The organism is Streptomyces sp. NPDC014676 (assembly GCF_043084105.1).
GTDB lineage: Bacteria > Actinomycetota > Actinomycetes > Streptomycetales > Streptomycetaceae > Streptomyces.
This window is the reverse complement of record NZ_JBIBZI010000003.1, coordinates 283,550-300,859: the sequence shown is the minus strand read 5'-3', so window position 1 is coordinate 300,859 and position 17,310 is coordinate 283,550. Positions and strand designations below refer to the sequence as shown.

The following is a 17,310-nucleotide window of genomic DNA, read 5'->3' as shown; positions in this document are numbered from 1 at the left end:
GAACTCTTCGTGATCCGGGCTTACTTGGTGCCGAGTCCGGCGTCCTCGACGGCGGACCTGCCGGCGGCCTTCAGGACCTCGTTGAGCAGCGTGAGGTCGTAGATGCCGTCCAGGTCCGGCTCCTCCAGCAGACCCGCCTCGACGGCGTGCTCCGCCTGGGCGTCGAGCGTGGCGGCCAGCGGGTCGTCGGTGAACTCGATCGACTCCCACGCCGGGTCCAGCACCTCGGCGGGCAGCGCCTTGCCGGAGTCGGCCGCCAGCTGCTCGTTGGCGGCGGCCTTCGCCTCCTCCGGGTTGGCGTCGATCCACTTGTTGGCCTCGACGGAGGCCCTCAGCACCGCCTCGACGGCCTTCGGGTGCTCCTCGAGGAACTCCTGGCGCACGATGATGTTCGTGATCACGAACTCCTCGTCCGGCCACAGCGTCGCCTCGTCCAGCAGCACCTTGCCGCCCTCGGCGACCAGCTTCGACGCGGTCGGCTCCGGCACCCAGGCGCCGTCGACCGACCCGGCCCTGAACGCGTCCGGGGTGACCTTGTTGTCGCTGCGGACGACCGTGACGTCGCCCTTGCCGCTCTGGGCGTCGACCTTCCAGCCCTGCTCGGCCACCCAGTTGAGGAACGCCACGTCCTGGGTGTTGCCGAGCTGCGGGGTCGCGATCCGCTTGCCCTCGACGTCCTTCAGGGACTTCACCTTGTCCGGGTCCACCACGAGCTTCACCCCGCCGGACGCCGAACCGCCGATGATCCGCAGGTTCTTGCCGCCGGACCTGGTGTAGCCGTTGACGGCGGGGGACGGGCCGATGAACCCGATGTCGAGAGAGCCGGAGTTGAGCGCCTCGATCTCCGACGGCCCCGCGTTGAAGACGGCGTACTTCGCCTCGGTGCCGCCGAGTTCCTTCTGGAACAGGCCCTTGTTGTTGCCCACCAGCGCGGTGCCGTGCGTGAGGTTGCCGAAGTAGCCGATCCTGACGGAGTCGAGACCGTCGATCTTCTTCGCCCCGGCGGCGACCTTCGCGGTGTCGTCGTCCTTGGCCTGGGAGCCGTAGCCGCAGGCTGCCAGGGTGAGCAGCGGGAGCACGGCCATCACCGCGAGGGCACGGCGCAGGGCGGAGGTGGCAGGCACGGGAGGTGTTCCTCTCGGAGGCCCGGCGGTCACGGTCCTGGTCTCTCAGGCCGTGGCCGGGAAGTCGGCGGGTTTTCGTCTGCGGCGGTGGGGGGTGAGGACGCGCGAGTGGTGCGCGTACGTCATCGCGCACATCGGGCCACTCCCCCCTGTCCGCTGCCGAGGGCGCCGCTGCCGACGCGGCCGCCCTCCTTCGCGAACCCGGAGTAGAAGTCGGTGGGGTTCATGCTCAGAAGTCCCACCCGTCGTCCTCGGCCTCGTCCTTGACGGGCTCCGGTGCGGCGAAGGACTCACCGACCATGCCGGCGGTGAGCGTGGTGCCGTCGCTGGGGTCGATGAGGATGAACGAACCGGTGCGCCGCGAGTCCGCGTAGGAGTCGGCGGGCAGCGGCTCGGCGGTACGGATCTTCACCCGGCCGATGTCGTTGGCGTTGAGGGTGCCGGGGTGCGGGTGCAGCGACAGGTCGTCCAGCGTCAGCCGGGACGGGATGTCCTTGACGATCGCCTTGACGGTGCGGGTGCCGTGCTTGAGCAGTACCCGGTGGCCGACGGCCAGCGGCTGGTCGGCGACGTGGCACACGGTGGCCTCGACGTCCTGGGTGGTGGCCGGCGCGTCCTTGCTGGGGACGATCAGGTCACCGCGGGAGATGTCGATGTCGTCGGCCAGCAGCAGCGTCACCGACTGCGGCGTCCAGGCGACGTCGACCGGCTCGCCCAGCAGGTCGATCCCCGTGACCGTCGTCGTCCGCCCGGACGGCAGCACGGTCACCTCGTCGCCCACCCGGAACGTGCCGGCGGCGATCTGGCCCGCGTAGCCGCGGTAGTCGGGGTGCTCGGCGCTCTGCGGCCGGATCACGTACTGCACGGGCAGCCGGGCGTGGCAGTGCGCCAGGTCGTGGCTGACCGGGACGGTCTCCAGGTGCTCCAGCACCGTGGGGCCGCCGTACCAGTCCATGTGGGCGGACGGCTCCACCACGTTGTCACCGACGAGCGCCGAGATCGGGATCGCGGTGACCTCGGGGACGCCCAGCTCGGTCGCGTACGCCGTGAACTCCTCGGCGATCGAGGCGAACACGGACTCCTCGTAGTCGACCAGGTCCATCTTGTTGACGGCGAGGACGACGTGCGGCACGCGCAGCAGGGCGGCGATGGCGGCGTGCCGGCGGGTCTGCTCGACGACACCGTTGCGGGCGTCGACGAGGACCACCGTCAGCTCGGCCGTGGAGGCGCCGGTGACCATGTTCCGCGTGTACTGCACGTGGCCCGGGGTGTCGGCGAGGATGAACCGGCGCCGGGGCGTGGCGAAGTAGCGGTAGGCCACGTCGATGGTGATGCCCTGCTCCCGCTCGGCCCGCAGGCCGTCGGTGAGCAGCGCGAGGTCGGGCGTCCCCTGGCCCCGGCTCGCCGACGCCCGCTCCACGGCCTCCAGTTGGTCGGTGAGGACCGACTTGGAGTCGTGCAGCAGCCGGCCCACCAGCGTGGACTTGCCGTCGTCGACGGAGCCGGCGGTGGCGAACCGCAGCAGCGTGGTGGCCGCGAGCTCCTCGGTCGTGATGGTGCTCATCTTTAGAAGTACCCCTCGCGCTTGCGGTCTTCCATCGCGGCCTCGGAGAGCTTGTCGTCGGCGCGGGTGGCGCCGCGCTCGGTGAGCCGGGAGGCGGCGATCTCGGTGATCACCTTCTCGATGGTGTCGGCGTCGGAGTCCACCGCGCCGGTGCAGGACATGTCGCCCACGGTCCGGTAGCGCACCAGCCGCTTCTCGACCCGCTCGCCGTCCTTCGGGCCGCCCCACTCACCGGCGGTCAGCCACATGCCGCCGCGGGCGAACACCTCGCGCTCGTGCGCGTAGTAGATCTCCGGCAGCTCGATGTTCTCGCGGGCGATGTACTGCCACACGTCCAGCTCGGTCCAGTTGGACAGCGGGAACACGCGGACGTGCTCACCGGGGGCGTGCCGGCCGTTGTACAGGTTCCACAGTTCGGGGCGCTGGCGGCGCGGGTCCCACTGGGAGAACTCGTCGCGCAGCGAGAACACCCGCTCCTTGGCGCGGGCCTTCTCCTCGTCGCGGCGCCCGCCGCCGAAGACGGCGTCGAACCGCTCGCTCTGGATCTTCTCGGTGAGCGGCACGGTCTGCAGCGGGTTGCGGGTGCCGTCGGGGCGCTCCTTGAGCACCCCGCGGTCGATGTAGTCCTGCACGGAGGCGACGTGCAGCCGCAGCCCGTGCTCGGCGACCGTGCGGTCGCGGTAGTCGAGGACCTCGGGGAAGTTGTGCCCGGTGTCGACGTGCAGCAGCGAGAACGGGACCGGCGCCGGGGTGAACGCCTTCAGCGCCAGGTGCAGCATGAGGATGGAGTCCTTGCCGCCGGAGAACAGGATCACCGGCTTCTCGAACTCGCCCGCCACCTCGCGGAAGATGTGCACCGCCTCGGACTCGAGGGCGTCGAGGTGGGAGAGGGCGTACGGGCTGTCCGTGCCCTCCTTCACGGTGGCGACGGTCGTCATGCCAGTCCCCTTTCGCTGAGCGCGGCGTACACCGACGCCGCGGACTCCTGCACGGTCTGGTTCTGGGACTCGATCCGCAGATCGGGTGTCTCGGGCTCCTCGTACGGGTCGTCCACACCGGTCAGCCCGGTGAGTTCACCGGCGGCCTGCTTGGCGTACAGGCCCTTCACGTCGCGTACGGAGCACACCTCGACCGGAGTCGCCACGTGCACCTCGACGTACGGCGTGCCGTTCGTCTCGTGCCGCTTACGGACCGCGTCCCGGCTGTCCGCGTACGGCGCGATGACCGGGACGAGCGCGAGGACGCCGTTGCGGGCGAGCAGTTCGGCGACGAAGCCGATGCGCTGCACGTTGGTGTGCCGGTCCTCGCGGGTGAAGCCGAGGCCCGCGGAGAGGAACTCGCGGATCTCGTCGCCGTCGAGGACCTCGACCCGGCGGCCCTGCTCGCGCAGCCGGCCCGCCAGCTCGTGGGCGATGGTGGTCTTGCCCGCGCTCGGCAGACCCGTGAGCCAGACGGTGGCTCCGGTCGTCACGTGGTTCTCCCTGGATATCGATGGTCCGGTGGTCGTCGTCATGTCAGCCGTGCAGCCCGCACTCGGTCTTGGCGCGGCCCGCCCAGCGGCCGGCGCGGGCGTCCTCGCCCTCCAGCACCCGGCGGGTGCAGGGCGCGCAGCCCACGGAGGCGTAGCCGTCCATCAGCAGCGGATTCGTGAGGACGCCGTGCTCGTCGACGTACGCTTGCACATCTTCCTGTGACCACTTCGCGATGGGGGAGATCTTCACCTTCCGCCGCTTCTCGTCCCAGCCGACGACCGGGGTGTTCGCCCGGGTCGGGGACTCGTCGCGGCGCAGGCCGGTCGCCCAGGCGACATAGCCCTTCAGGCCCTCCTCCAGCGGCCGGACCTTGCGCAGCTTGCAGCACAGGTCGGGGTCGCGGTCGTGCAGCTTCGGGCCGTACTCCGCGTCCTGCTCGGCGACCGTCTGCCGCGGGGTGAGCGTGATGACGTTCACGTCCATCACGGCCTCCACCGCGTCCCGGGTGCCGATGGTCTCCGGGAAGTGGTAGCCGGTGTCGAGGAACACCACGTCCACGCCGGGCAGCGCGCGGGAGGCGAGGTGGGCGACGACCGCGTCCTCCATCGAGGAGGTCACGCAGAACCGCTTGCCGAAGGTCTCGGCGGCCCACCGGAGGATCTCCAGGGCGGAGGCGTCCTCCAGGTCCCGGCCGGCCTGCTCGGCCAGCGCCTTCAGGTCCTCGGTGGTGCGCTCTTCCTGAACAGCCGTCATGTCCGGTCCCCTCCCGTGTCGGATCGCTCAAGTCCCCGGGCGAGCAGCCCGAGGAACTTCAGCTGAAAGGCTCGGTTGCACGCGCCGCATTCCCAGGAGCCGTGGCCCTGTTCGGCCGGGCGCAGGTCCTCGTCCCCGCAGTAGGGGCAGTAGAAGGGCGCGGCACGCTCGCTCACGACAGGGCCTCCTCCGACGCGCGGCCGACCCAGGTCGCGAACCGCTCGCCGTCCTCGCGCTCCGCCTGGAAGCGCTTGAGGACCCGCTCGACGTAGTCGGGCAGTTCGTCCGCGGTGACCTTCAGACCGCGCACCTTGCGGCCGAAGCCGGCCTCCAGGCCGAGCGCGCCGCCGAGGTGCACCTGGTAGCCCTCGACCTGCCGCCCCTGCTCGTCGAGCATCAGCTGGCCCTTGAGACCGATGTCCGCCACCTGGATGCGGGCGCAGGCGTTCGGGCAGCCGTTGAGGTTGATGGTGATCGGCTCGTCGAAGTCCGGGATGCGGCGCTCGAGTTCGTCGATCAGCGAGGCGCCGCGCGCCTTGGTCTCGACGATGGCGAGCTTGCAGAACTCGATGCCGGTGCAGGCCATCGTGCCGCGCCGGAACGGGGAGGGCCTGGCGCTGAGGTCCAGCGCCTCCAGGGACTCGACGAGGGAGTCGACCCGGTCCTCCTCGACGTCGAGGACGATCATCTTCTGTTCGACGGTGGTACGGACCCGGCCCGAGCCGTGCGCCTCCGCGAGGTCGGCGATCTTCGTGAGGGTGGTGCCGTCGACGCGGCCGACCCGGGGGGCGAAACCGACGTAGAAGCGGCCGTCCTTCTGGCGGTGCACACCGATGTGGTCGCGCCACTGCTGCGTCGGCTGCTCGGGCGCGGGTCCGTCGATCAGCTTGCGCCCGCCCAGGTACTCGTCCTCCAGCACCTGGCGGAACTTCTCCGGACCCCAGTCGGCGACCAGGAACTTCAGGCGGGCGCGGTTGCGCAGCCGGCGGTAGCCGTAGTCGCGGAAGATCGACAGGACGCCCTCGTAGACGTCGGGGACGTCCTCCTCCGGCACCCAGGCGCCCAGTCGCACACCCAGCTTGGGGTTGGTGGACAGTCCGCCGCCGACCCACAGGTCGAAGCCCGGCCCGTGCTCGGGGTGGCGGACGCCGACGAACGCGACGTCGTTGATCTCGTGCACCACGTCGAGGACGGGCGAGCCGGAGATGGCCGTCTTGAACTTCCGGGGGAGGTTCGAGTACGCCTTGTTGCCCAGGACGCGCCGCTTGATCTCCTCCAGCGCCGGGGTGCCGTCGATGATCTCGTCCTCGGCGATGCCGGCGACGGGGGACCCGATCATCACGCGGGGGGTGTCGCCGCAGGCGGTGACCGTGGACAGGCCGACGGCCTCCAGCCGGTTCCAGATCTCGGGGACGTCCTCGACCCGGATCCAGTGGTACTGGACGTTCTGCCGGTCGGTGATGTCGGCGGTGCCGCGCGCGAACTCCTGCGAGATCTCGCCGATGACCCGCAACTGCCGGGTGGTCAGCGCACCGCCGTCGATGCGCACCCGCATCATGAAGTACTCGTCGTCCAGCTCCTCCGGCTCCAGGATCGCGGTCTTGCCGCCGTCGATCCCGGGCCTGCGCTGGGTGTACAGACCCCACCAGCGCATCCGGCCGCGCAGGTCGCTGGGGTCGATCGAGTCGAAACCGCGCTTGGAGTAGATCGTCTCAATGCGTGTCCGCACATTGAGACCGTCGTCGTCCTTCTTCACCTGCTCGTTGCCGTTGAGCGGGGTCAGGTGCCCCACGGCCCACTGTCCCTCTCCGCGGTGACGGCTCACCTTGCGGCGGGGAGTCGCGGCGGCAGGATTCTGCGCGGGGGCAGGCTTCTGCGGGGTGGCGGCCATGGTTGATACGTCCTTCGGGACAGCGATGGATGGTGTCGGCGCGCGGCGCCGTCGATGAGGGGCGACGGGAGGGAGGCTCTGACCTGCGCGTGGGTGCGCGCGGGTGCGAGTGCGCGTCATTGCGCGGGGAGTGCGGCGGAGAAGGGGATGCCGGGCGGTGCTGGGTGCTCTCAGCGCGCCGGACAGATGGCGCTGGACATGCGGCCGAGGTCGACGTGCCGCCGACTCACCAAGGCGATTCCAGTTCCAGGCATGACGGAAGCGTGGCACGGCGATCTGGACACAGTCCAGCTTCGTCCGTGATGCGGACACCCTTGTCTCGGAATGAGAGACAAGGGTGTGGTTGGTCACAAGTGCCGCAGGCGGTCTTGTCCGTGCTGGTCAGACGGGGTAGGCCCCGGCCCACGGGCCCGGCGTCGGTGCCTCCGGCTCGTCCTCGACCTTGGTGTCGAACAGGGTGAAGCCCCGGCGCCGGTAGTTGTCCAGGGCGTGCTCGCCGTCCTTGCTGCAGGTGTGCAGCCACACCCGCGTGGTCGGCTTCAGCTCCGGCCGGCGGTCCGCCAGGTCCCAGGCGCGGGCGGTGCCGTACGACAGCAGGTGCCCGCCGATGCGTCGCCCCCGGAAGGCGGGCAGCAGCCCGAAGTAGACGATCTCGACGACCCCGTCCGCCTGGGCCTCCAGCTCCACGTACCCCGCCGGCGTGCCCCGGTCGTAGGCGACCCACGTCTCCACCTCGGGCCGGTCCAGGTGCTCCAGCCACCGCGCGTACGTCCAGCCCAGCCGGTCGGTCCAGCGGATGTCCCCACCGACCGAGGCGTACAGGAAACGGCTGAACTCGGGGGAGGGCACCTCGGAGCGGACCACCCGCACGTCCCCGTCGGGCACGGCGGCCGGAAGGAGGTCGGTGGGCGCGGTCTGCTCCAGGGACCAGGTGGTCACGGAGATGGTCGTCATGCCCGAAAGAGAACCATCCGGCACGAGCTTCTGTCGAACGCCCGATCAAGGCACGGACAGGGCCTGGCCCAGGGACCGGTCCACGGACGTCAGGGGCAGGGCGAACAGCATCCGGCCGGACTGGGACCACACGTCGCCGGTCTCCTCCCAGTAGGACAGGGACGCCGCCCGGCCGCTCCAGCAGCGGTGCGTTCCGTCCGCGCCGCACCGGGTGGGGCGGGCCCCGTCCGCGTCCTGCCGCCACAGCGTGCCGCGCTCGTCCGGTGTCCCGGTCGTCCGGCCCAGGTACCAGCCCGACCGGTACGACAGCACGCCGCGCACACCGGTCAGTTCCGTCTCGTACACCTCGACCGGGTCCGTGTCGAGCAGTCCCGCACGCTCCGGTCCGGTGCTGAAGGCGTACCGCCACAGCCGGGTCGGCCCGTCCTCGTCCGCGGGCACCGTCTCGCGGGTGACCAGGCTGTCGGGTGCGGTGCTGCGGTCCAGGGAGATGCCGTCCGGCCGGGGCGCGCCGGCCGCGTCCGTCCGGTAGGAGGCGACGGCCGGCAGTACGTACCGCGCCCCCGCCGCCGACCAGCCGCCGGGCACCCGCCCGACCGACGGGCCGTCCACGGTGGCCCGCTGGACCCGGCCCAGGTCGTACACGTACAGCGCGCTGTCGTCCGCCGGGCCCGCGGTCACCAGCAGTTTGTCCTGGTACCAGACCATGCCGGACACGGCGGAGCCCAGCCCTCGGTAGTCCCGGCCGCCGTCCACGGGGACGGTCAGCAGGGCCCAGGTGTAACGGAGGTCGTCCGGGTCGCCGGCGTCCACGAAGGCGACGCGGGCGAGACCGTCCCCGGCCGGCGTGCCGGTGCCGCGGCTCCACCCGGAGAGGATCACCCGGTGCTCGCCCCAGCGGCCGTCGTCGTCCGCGTCCCCGGAGGTGGTGACCGCGCCGGACCGCCAGCCGTCGGTGTCGGCGCCCGGCCAGCAGTACGCGCGGGTCGCGGCGGGCTCGGCCGGCAGGGCCCGCCGGTCGTCGTCCGTGCAGTCCTCCGCGTCGCCCAGGGACCCGTCGGGGTCGGCGAGCACGGAACCGACGCCGACCGGCCGGCCCATTCCGTCGGAGAGCCGGTCCAGCGCCTCGCGCGGCACGTGGTGTTCGGTCAGCCGCAGCGGCGCGGTCTCGGCGGACGCGGTGAGCGGCTTCAGCGCCCCGGGGTCGTCGGCGTCGGTAGCCTGGGAGGCGCTGATCATGGTGGCGGCCGCGGTCAGCGCGAGGGCGGTCCCGGCCAGCGCCGCCCGCAGCGCCCTGCCCTGCCTGCGCCGGCGGTGTCTGCCGCGATGCTTCATGACGTCCTCCCGAGACGAGCCAACTGCGTCCGGTGAGCCGAGGGTTGACCGTGGAGCAGTTGGGGTGGCCCGTACCCGGATGCTACGGCAGCCGAACGGCCCGGGAGCCGAAGACCCCGCAAATATGCGAAACGGCGACCTTCCGAGTGTGCCCCCGGGCACACCTGTACGGCCCCGCGCGGTCTTGACGGGCGGGCGTCAGGCTCCCCGCCCCGGCCGCCGCCGACGGCCCAGCGCCGGGGCCGTCGAGTGGGGGAACAGGTCGCGGGGGTCGTCCGGGAGGACGGTCCTCACCTCGGCGCTCTCCGCGAACCGGTAGGGGCGGTGGTCCAGGAGTGGGCCCAGATAGCGGCGTACGCGGGACATCTCCGCGCGGACCGTCACCGTACGGTCCGGGGCGCCGAAGACGTCCCGGGCGAGGTCCGCGGCACTGCGCCCCGCGCGGTGCACGGCCAGCAGGTACAGCAACTCGGCGTGCCGGGGGCTCAGTTCCCGGGTCCAGGAGCCCGCCCCGCCGGACACCTCCACCGACCAGCGGCGCGGCCCCCTCAGGTCCAGCACGATCCGGGACGAGGAACGCGCCACCGGTTCGTCCGCCGCCCGCACCAGCCAGCCCCCGGCCAGCGGCTCCAGCGAGCAGCGGCCCAGCGCCGGCAGCCACCGCATGCCCGCCGACACCGACGGGGGCAGCGCCAGCCGCTCCGTGTACGGCATCCCCGTCACCGCAGCCGTCCACCCCTGCCGGTCCACCACCAGCGCCCGCCCGTCGATCCGGGCCAGCACCGGCGCCGCCACCGCGCGCAGCCGCTCCAGCGACCGCAGGTGCGTCTCCCGCAGCCGTGCCTCGGCGAGCTTGGCCACCGAGTCCACCCACGCCAGCGTGGCCGGGTGCATCGTCTCCAGCGGCCCGCTCACATCCACCACGCCGATCAGCCGCCCGTCGCGGGGATCGGTGATCGGCGCCCCGGCACACGTCCAGGTGGTGTGCGACCGTACGAAGTGCTCGGCGGCGAACACCTGCACGGGGCGGCGCGTCACCGCCGGCGTCCCCACCCCGTTGGTGCCGACGACCTCCTCGCGCCAGTCCGCGCCGACCTCGAAACCCAGCCCGTCGGCCTTGCGCAGCACCGGCGCGCTGCCCTCCCGCCACAGCACCCGGCCCTCCCCGTCGGCCACCACCATGATGTGGTGGGCGACGTCCGCGACCGACAGCAGCCCCTCCCGCAGCACCGGCAGCACCTGCCGCAGCGGCGACGCCTCCCGCCGCCGCTGCACCTCCTCCCAGGACAGCAGACCGCTGCGCAGGCCGTGGTCCGGGTCCACACCGCTGCGCAGCACCCGCTCCCAGGACTGCCCGATCACCGGGCGGGGAGCCACGGGCGTACGCTGCCCGGAGAGCGTGGCGGAGCGGACCTCGTCGAGCACCCGCGCCGCACGCGCCGTGTCGACGGCGGCCAGTCGCGTCATGTCCATCGGCGAGAGCGCCACCGGTCCTCCCGGAGATAAGGCTGTCGGGACTCATACTGCCGTCTGCCCCGGCGCGAACGCCCGATATCGGTACGGCCACGGCAGCAACAAGTTGCAACCCCTTGCAACCCTGGTGGAGAGCCCCCGACTGTTTGAAACTTGAGCGACGCCGTCCCGAGCGGCGTCCACGGCTCGTAAGGGGCCTGTGCGGCGGGGGTGGTGCCGTGTCGGCGCAGCACCACCCCCGCGTCATGCCCGCGGCAGCCGGACGGTGTGCACGGCACGGGGTGCGGCTCGATGCGCGTCGGCGGCTGCCGGGTCGTGGCCGGCCGGTCGCGCGGTTCCCCGCGCCCCTTGGGCCGGGTCCCTCAGGACACCGGCCGGGCCCGCTCCACCACCGACGCCAGGTCCAGCGTGTGCGGCAGCGTCCCGAACGCCGCGCCCCCGTCCCCGCCCAGTCGCGCCGCGCAGAACGCGTCGGCCACCTGCGGCGGCGCGTACCGCACCAGCAGGGACCCCTGGAGCACCAGCGCGAGGCGCTCCACCAGCCGTCGCGCCCGCCCCTCGACGCCCTCCAGGTCCGCCAGTTCGGTCAGCAGGTCCTTGATCGCGGCGTCCAGCCGGTGATCCGCCCCGCGCGCCCGCCCGACCTCCCGCAGATACGCGTCCAGCGCGGCCGGCTCCCGGCGCAGCGCCCGCAGCACGTCCAGCGCCTGGACGTTCCCCGCGCCCTCCCAGACCGAGTTCAGCGGCGACTCCCGCACCAGCCGGGGCATCCCCGACTCCTCGACGTACCCGTTGCCGCCCAGGCACTCCGCCGCCTCCACCGCGAGCGGCGCGCACCGCTTGGTCACCCAGTACTTCGCCGCCGGCACCGCGATCCGCAGCAGCGCCCGCTCCTGCTCGCCCCCGTCGTCGTACGCCGCCGCAAGACGCAGCGCCAGCGTGGTGGCCGCCTCCGACTCCAGCGCCAGATCGGCCAGCACATTGCGCATCAGCGGCTTGTCGACGAGCTTCCCGCCGAACGCCTCCCGGTACGCGCAGTGGTGCACCGCCTGCGCCACGGCCTGCCGCATCAGCCCCGCCGAGCCCAGCACGCAGTCCAGCCGGGTCGCCGCCACCATCCCGATGATGCTGTGCACCCCGCGCCCCTCCTCGCCGACCCGGCGCGCCCACGTCCCGGCGAACTCGACCTCGGCGGAGGCGTTGGACCGGTTGCCCAGCTTGTCCTTCAGCCGCTGGATCAGGAACACGTTGCGCGTGCCGTCCTCCAGTACCCGCGGCACCAGGAAACACGTGAGCCCGCCGGGCGCCTGCGCCAGCACCAGGAAGGCGTCCGACATCGGCGCCGAGCAGAACCACTTGTGCCCGGTCAGCTCGTACGCGCCGTCCTCGGCCAGCGGGCGCGCCGCCGTCGTGTTCGCCCGTACGTCGCTGCCGCCCTGCTTCTCCGTCATGCCCATTCCGAACAGGGCACCGGGCTTCTGGCCCGGCGGCCGCAGGGCACGGTCGTAGATCGTCGACGTCAGCCGGGGCTCCCACTCCGCCGCCAGCGCCGGATCGGTGCGCAGCGCGGGAACCGCCGCGTGGGTCATCGACAGCGGGCAGCCGTTGCCGGCCTCGACCTGCGTCCAGATCAGGAACGCCGCCGCCCGCCGCACATGCCCGCCCGGCCGCCCCCAGGCCGCCGTCAGCCCCGCCGAGACGCCCTTGCCGAGCAGCCGGTGCCAGGACGGATGGAAGTCGACCTCGTCGATCCGGTGACCGTAGCGGTCGTGGGTGCGCAGCCGCGGCGGGTTCTCGTTCGCCAGCACCCCCCACTCCTGCACCTGCGCGGACCCGGCGGTCCGCCCCAGCCCCGACAGCTCGGAGCGGCCCTCGTCCAGCACGTCCGGCGCCAGATGCCGCTCGACCGCCTCCACCAGCGCCCGGTCGGCGCCGAACACGTCGTACTGCACCAGTGGGGGAGCCTGATTGGTCACGGTGTGCGTGGTGCCTGCCATGCCCACGAACCTACCCCGCGGTACGCCGGCCTCACCCGCCGATCCGGCCTGATGGTGAGTGCGACCTGGTACGACGGATACCTTTAGGTCGTGCAGCCAGCAAGTGAATCCCCCGACGCGCCCTCCGGCCGCCTCCACCGGGCCCGGGCCCTCTACCGGAACGTCTCCAAACGCAGGACCGCCTGGCTGCTGCTGAAGGACACCGTCAACTCGTGCATGGAGTACCGCATCCTGGGTCTGGCGGCCGAGGCGGCGTTCTTCACGCTGCTGTCGGTGCCCCCGCTGCTGCTCAGCCTGATCGGCCTGCTCGGCTACGTCGACGCCTGGACCGGCGCCGACACCATCCAGAGCGTGCAGCGCAACCTCCTGGACGCCTCCCGGACGGTGCTGTCCGACCGGGGCGTGACGGAGGTCGCCGAGCCGATCCTGCGGGACGTCACCAAGGGCGGCCGGCCCGACGTGATCTCCCTCGGTTTCCTGATCGCCGTGTGGTCGGGCTCCCGCGCGGTGAACGTCTTCATCGAGACCATCACCGTCATGTACGGCCTCGACGGCGTCCGGGGCATCGTCAAGACCCGGCTGCTGGCCTTCCTGCTGTTCATCGTGGCCCTGCTGATCGGCTCGATCGCGCTGCCGCTGATGGTGGCGGGACCGGACGCGGTCGTCCGGGTGGTGCCCTGGTCGACGACGCTCGTCCAGATCCTCTACTGGCCGGTCGTCATCCTGCTCTCCGTCGCCTTCCTGACCACGCTGTACCACGTCTCCGTGCCCGTGCGCTCCCCGTGGATCGAGGACGTGCCCGGCGCGCTGGTCGCCCTCGCGATGTGGGTGCTCGGCAGCTTCCTGCTGCGGCTCTACCTGACGAACACCGTCGAGGGACCCACCATCTACGGCTCCCTCGCGGCCCCCGTCGCCGTGCTGCTGTGGATCGGTGTGTCCGCGTTCGCCGTGCTCGTCGGCGCCGCGGTCAACGCGGCCATCGACCGGGTCTGGCCGGCCGCCGCGACGGCCGCGGCCCGCGAGGCCAACGAGCGGCTGCGGCAGGCGCAGGTCGCCGAGTACGTCGCCCGCACCGCCGCGGCCGGCGAGGCGGACCCCGACATGCCCTCCGAGTTCCCCGAACGCTGGTCCCGCTTCCTGCCCCCGGAGGACGTCACGGCGCGTCTGCGCACCCACGTGAGGTCCACCCACCCGAGGAACGGGGAAGGGCCGGGGCACGAGGAGAAGTGAGCCGTTTCCCGCCCCCGCCCCTCAAGACGAAACTCAGCCCCTCCGGCGTTTGAGGAGCGGGGTCCGGGGCGGAGCCCCGGGTTCGGGACGGGAAGGGGCGGCGGGGGCGAAAACCCCCCGGCTCACGCCTTCCAGGTGCCGGCCCCCGCCTCCTCCGCCACGAACTCGGCGAAGTCCCGCGGCTCCCGCCCCAGCACCTGCCGCACCCCGTCCTCCAGATGCGCGTTCCGGCCGTCCAGCAACGTCCCGAACAGCCCGGTGAGGAAACCCGCCTCCTCCGGCGGCACCCCGAAACCGGCCAGCGCCTCGCCGTAGTCCCGCGCCGGCACCGCCCGGTACGCCAGCGGACGCCCCGTCGCCGCCGCGATCTCCGCCACCGCCTCCCCCCAGGTCAGCAGCCGGGGCCCGGTCACGGAAAGCGTCCGCCCGACGTACCGCTCCCCGCCCGTCACCGCGGCCACCACCACCTCCGCGACGTCCCGCACGTCCACGAACGGCTCGGCCACCTCACCCGCCGGGAACACCAGCTCCCCGCCCCGCACCTCCGCCGCCAGCGGCCCCTCGCTGAAGTTCTGCGCGAACCACGCGGCCCGTACGACCGTCCAGTCCGCGCCCGAGGCACGCAGCGCCTCCTCGGTGGGCAGCGCCTGGTCCTCGCCCCGCGCCGACAGCAGCACCAGCCGCCGCACCCCCAGACCGACCGCCGTCCCGGCCGGCTCACCGACCGCCTCCGCGGTCCCCGGGGCGCCGACGTCCGCCGGGTGGACGAGATACGCCGCGTCGGCACCCCGCAGGGTCTTCGCCCACGTCGACCGGTCCGCCCAGTCGAACCCGGTCGCCCGCGACGCCGTCCGCACCGTCAGCCCCGCCGCCCCGGCGGCCCGCGCCACCCGGCTTCCCGTACGCCCCGTCGCGCCCGTCACCACGAGCGTCGTGTTCCCGATGTCCTGTGTCATGCCGACGAGTCAACTCCCGCACACCGCACGGAACCATCGCCGAACGGCTCGTTCCCATAAGCCCGCGTCCACCTCTGTCCTCGCGCAGTGCTTCGTCCTTCAGGGAGGAGGTGAAGCGCATCCTTGGCCCGGAGCCGCGTAGCGGCGGGGTTCGCTGCGTGGCTTCTCCGTCGGTCAGACGGGTCGCTATGTCCGCGTCCGGACGTGCGGGGCATGTGGGGCTGTTCTGGACCGGGACATCAATGCGGCGGTCAACGTCGCCAAGGCGGCCGGATTGGCCGTGTCAGCCTGCGGAGCGCGGGTAAGACCGGGACTCGTCCCGGCACAGCGCAGCGAAACAGGAACCCACCCGAAGCCCCAGCCGGTGACAACCGGCGGGCAGGCGGGAATCCTCGTCCTTTAGGGCGGAGAGGATGTCAAGCTGCTCCCATGCACGCTCTCACCGGCCTGCTCGAAGGGCCCCGTGCGCGGGGCGCGTTCATGATCAGGGCCTGTCTCGACCCGCCGTGGGCGATCCGCGTGGAGGACCGCGCCCCCCTGACACTGATGCTGCTGGTCCGCGGCGAGGCGTGGATCGTGCCGGACGGGGGAGAGCGCCTCCGGCTGCGCCCCGGCGACCTCGCCATCGCGCGCGGCCCCGACCCGTACACCTGCGCCGACGACCCCGCCACGGCCCCGCAGGCGCTGATCCTGCCCGGCGGCGAGTGCCACTACCCCGACGGACGCCCCCTGAACGGCGTCATGGACCTCGGTGTCCGCGCCTGGGGCCACCGGCCGGACGGCGGGACGGTGATGCTGATCGGCACCTACCGGATGCGGGGCGAGATCGGCGGCAGGCTCCTGGACGCGTTGCCTCCGCTGCTCTCCCTCACCACCGACGTGTGGGACTGCCCGCTCACGCCGTTCCTCGGCGAGGAGATCGTGCGCGACGCCCCCGGTCAGGAGATCGTCCTGGACCGGCTGCTCGACCTGCTGGTCATCGCCGCGCTGCGCGCCTGGTTCGCCCGCCCGGAGGCGGAGCCGCCCGCCTGGTACCGCGCCCAGGGCGACCCGGTGGTGGGTCCGGTCGTCCGCCTGCTCCAGGACGACCCCGCCCACCCGTGGACGGTCGCCACGCTCGCCGCGAAGGCCGGGGTCTCCCGCGCCGCCCTCGCCCGCCGCTTCACCGGACTCGTCGGCGAACCCCCGATGACGTACCTCACCGGCTGGCGCCTCGCCCTCGCCGCGGACCGCCTCCGCGACACCGACGACACCCTCGGCGCGATCGCCCGCCAGGTCGGCTACGGCAGCGCGTTCGCCCTGTCCACGGCCTTCAAACGGGCCTACGGGGTCAGCCCGCAGGAGTGGCGGACGCGGGCGGCGTAGCCTGGGGGCGTGTACGGGGAGCGGGCGTCGCGGCTGACGGGCGCGGTCGTGTGGACCAACACCCCCTCCGGCGGCGGGGACGGCCGGGTGCTCCCCGACGGCTGCATGGACCTGCTCTGGAACGAGGGCCGCCTGCTGGTCGCCGGCCCCGACACCCGCGCCCACCTCACCGAGGGCCGGCCGAGCGCCTGGGCGGGCGTCCGCTTCCCTCCCGGCACCGCGCCCGCCCTGCTCGGGGTGCCCGCCCACGAGCTGCGCGACCTCCGCGTCGCCCTGTCCGACCTGTGGCCGGCGGCCGACGTGCGCCGCATGACCGCCCGCGTGAACGCGGCGGACGATCCGGCGCACGGCCTGGAGGACCTGGCCCTGCGCCGGGCGGCGGAGACACCCCCGCCCGACCCCCTGCTCGGCCGCCTGGTCACCGCCCTCGACGCGGGCCGCCCGGTCGCCGCCACCGCCGACGAACTGGGCGTGGGCGCCCGCCAGTTGCACCGCCGCTCGCTGGCCGCGTTCGGTTACGGCCCGAAGACCCTGGCCCGCATCCTCCGGATGCGCCGTGCCCTCGCCCTGGCCCGGACGGGCGTCCCCCTCGCGGAGACGGCCACCCGGACCGGCTACGCGGACCAGGCCCATCTCTCCCGCGAGATACGGGACTTGACGGGCCTGCCGCCGGTCGGGCTACTGACCGCTCACGGCTAGCGGCGCGAACAGGTCCACCCCGTTCCCGTCCGGGTCGAGGAGGACGGCGTACCGCTGCCCCCACACCGCGTCCCACGGCTCGAGCTCGAAACCGCTCCCGGCGCCGACCATCTCCGCGAAGAGCGCGTCGACCTCCGCGGGACCGTCGCACCGCAGCGCCAGGGAGGTCCTGCCCCCGCCCGACGGCGGCTCCCATCCCGTGTGGAAGGACCGGACCACCTCCTCCGTGTCCAGCAGCAGCCGCAGCCCTCCCGGCAGCCCGGCCTCCACGTGTCCCTGCTCCTCGGCCCCCTCCGGAAAGGCGAACCCGAGACGCCGGTAGAAGGCGACGGAGGCGGCCATGTCCGAGACGACCATCCCGATGGCATCGAATCGTGCACTCATGCGGCCCACCGTAGGACGCACCCCTACGACGGTCTTGAAGGAATCGGACACGCGAGTCCGGACCGGACCGGTTCCAGGAGACGGCCGGTCCGGTCGCGGCCCCTGCCGCGGTG

Annotated in this window: 18 protein-coding genes; 4 read left to right on the top strand and 14 right to left on the bottom strand. The window is 72.8% G+C overall.

Annotated elements, in window-relative coordinates:
* Positions 1 to 20: 20 nt before the first annotated feature.
* The 12 genes from ACF1DX_RS10145 to ACF1DX_RS10090 all read right to left on the bottom strand — a co-directional run bounded on the left by ACF1DX_RS10145 (position 21) and on the right by ACF1DX_RS10090 (position 12,563).
* A complete protein-coding gene (locus tag ACF1DX_RS10145) occupies positions 21 to 1,124 on the bottom strand; it encodes an aliphatic sulfonate ABC transporter substrate-binding protein (protein ID WP_391790724.1) in 1,104 nt (367 codons plus the stop codon).
* Between the two features lie 229 nt (positions 1,125 to 1,353).
* Positions 1,354 to 2,688, bottom strand: a complete 1,335-nt coding sequence (locus ACF1DX_RS10140) for a sulfate adenylyltransferase subunit 1 (RefSeq protein WP_391790723.1) — start codon at positions 2,686 to 2,688, stop codon at positions 1,354 to 1,356.
* A 2-nt stretch (positions 2,689 to 2,690) separates the two neighbouring features.
* The gene (cysD, locus tag ACF1DX_RS10135) at positions 2,691 to 3,626 is read right to left on the bottom strand and encodes a sulfate adenylyltransferase subunit CysD (RefSeq protein ID WP_391790722.1); all 936 of its coding nucleotides are present in this window, start codon (positions 3,624 to 3,626) and stop codon (positions 2,691 to 2,693) included.
* On the bottom strand, positions 3,623 to 4,159 hold the full coding sequence (gene cysC, locus ACF1DX_RS10130) for an adenylyl-sulfate kinase (protein ID WP_030861310.1): 537 nt from the start codon (positions 4,157 to 4,159) through the stop codon (positions 3,623 to 3,625). Before cysC ends, cysD begins: the two co-directional genes overlap by 4 nt.
* 43 nt (positions 4,160 to 4,202) lie before the next feature.
* A complete protein-coding gene (locus ACF1DX_RS10125; RefSeq protein ID WP_391790721.1) occupies positions 4,203 to 4,913 on the bottom strand; it encodes a phosphoadenylyl-sulfate reductase in 711 nt (236 codons plus the stop codon).
* The gene (locus ACF1DX_RS10120) at positions 4,910 to 5,089 is read right to left on the bottom strand and encodes a hypothetical protein (RefSeq protein WP_391790720.1); all 180 of its coding nucleotides are present in this window, start codon (positions 5,087 to 5,089) and stop codon (positions 4,910 to 4,912) included. Before ACF1DX_RS10120 ends, ACF1DX_RS10125 begins: the two co-directional genes overlap by 4 nt.
* Positions 5,086 to 6,804, bottom strand: coding sequence for a nitrite/sulfite reductase (locus ACF1DX_RS10115; RefSeq protein ID WP_391790719.1), 1,719 nt, complete (start codon positions 6,802 to 6,804; stop codon positions 5,086 to 5,088). Before ACF1DX_RS10115 ends, ACF1DX_RS10120 begins: the two co-directional genes overlap by 4 nt.
* 170 nt (positions 6,805 to 6,974) lie before the next feature.
* Positions 6,975 to 7,058 (bottom strand): putative leader peptide, encoded by an 84-nt coding sequence (locus ACF1DX_RS10110; RefSeq protein WP_310887545.1) that lies wholly within the window; start codon positions 7,056 to 7,058, stop codon positions 6,975 to 6,977.
* A gap of 127 nt (positions 7,059 to 7,185) precedes the next feature.
* Positions 7,186 to 7,758 (bottom strand): GNAT family N-acetyltransferase, encoded by a 573-nt coding sequence (locus ACF1DX_RS10105; RefSeq protein ID WP_391790718.1) that lies wholly within the window; start codon positions 7,756 to 7,758, stop codon positions 7,186 to 7,188.
* A 45-nt stretch (positions 7,759 to 7,803) separates the two neighbouring features.
* Positions 7,804 to 9,093 (bottom strand): hypothetical protein, encoded by a 1,290-nt coding sequence (locus tag ACF1DX_RS10100; RefSeq protein ID WP_391790717.1) that lies wholly within the window; start codon positions 9,091 to 9,093, stop codon positions 7,804 to 7,806.
* Positions 9,094 to 9,291: 198 nt separating this feature from the next.
* On the bottom strand, positions 9,292 to 10,566 hold the full coding sequence (locus tag ACF1DX_RS10095; protein ID WP_391791181.1) for a GAF domain-containing protein: 1,275 nt from the start codon (positions 10,564 to 10,566) through the stop codon (positions 9,292 to 9,294).
* Between the two features lie 362 nt (positions 10,567 to 10,928).
* The gene (locus ACF1DX_RS10090; protein ID WP_391790716.1) at positions 10,929 to 12,563 is read right to left on the bottom strand and encodes an acyl-CoA dehydrogenase family protein; all 1,635 of its coding nucleotides are present in this window, start codon (positions 12,561 to 12,563) and stop codon (positions 10,929 to 10,931) included.
* Positions 12,564 to 12,653: 90 nt separating this feature from the next.
* Between ACF1DX_RS10090 and ACF1DX_RS10085 the strand changes: the two genes are divergently transcribed.
* Positions 12,654 to 13,793 (top strand): YihY/virulence factor BrkB family protein, encoded by a 1,140-nt coding sequence (locus ACF1DX_RS10085; RefSeq protein WP_391790715.1) that lies wholly within the window; start codon positions 12,654 to 12,656, stop codon positions 13,791 to 13,793.
* A gap of 122 nt (positions 13,794 to 13,915) precedes the next feature.
* On the opposite strand, the gene ACF1DX_RS10080 is transcribed toward ACF1DX_RS10085, so the two are convergent.
* A complete protein-coding gene (locus ACF1DX_RS10080; protein ID WP_391790714.1) occupies positions 13,916 to 14,749 on the bottom strand; it encodes an NmrA family transcriptional regulator in 834 nt (277 codons plus the stop codon).
* 154 nt (positions 14,750 to 14,903) lie between these two features.
* Here ACF1DX_RS10080 and ACF1DX_RS10075 point away from each other — a divergent pair, with 154 nt between their 5' ends.
* The 3 genes from ACF1DX_RS10075 to ACF1DX_RS10065 are packed head-to-tail and all read left to right on the top strand — an operon-like array spanning position 14,904 to position 16,813.
* Complete coding sequence (locus ACF1DX_RS10075; RefSeq protein ID WP_391791180.1) at positions 14,904 to 15,152, top strand: zinc ribbon domain-containing protein; 249 nt, start codon at positions 14,904 to 14,906, stop codon at positions 15,150 to 15,152.
* 26 nt (positions 15,153 to 15,178) lie between these two features.
* Positions 15,179 to 16,114: an AraC family transcriptional regulator gene (locus ACF1DX_RS10070; RefSeq protein WP_391790713.1), complete on the top strand. Its 936-nt coding sequence runs from the start codon at positions 15,179 to 15,181 to the stop codon at positions 16,112 to 16,114.
* A gap of 9 nt (positions 16,115 to 16,123) precedes the next feature.
* Positions 16,124 to 16,813 carry a helix-turn-helix domain-containing protein gene (locus ACF1DX_RS10065; protein WP_391790712.1) on the top strand — a complete coding sequence of 230 codons (690 nt, stop codon included), beginning with the start codon at positions 16,124 to 16,126 and terminating at the stop codon, positions 16,811 to 16,813.
* On the opposite strand, the gene ACF1DX_RS10060 is transcribed toward ACF1DX_RS10065, so the two are convergent.
* Positions 16,793 to 17,197 carry a VOC family protein gene (locus tag ACF1DX_RS10060; protein ID WP_391790711.1) on the bottom strand — a complete coding sequence of 135 codons (405 nt, stop codon included), beginning with the start codon at positions 17,195 to 17,197 and terminating at the stop codon, positions 16,793 to 16,795. The two genes, ACF1DX_RS10065 and ACF1DX_RS10060, sit on opposite strands and share 21 nt — an antisense overlap.
* Positions 17,198 to 17,310 lie beyond the last annotated feature (113 nt).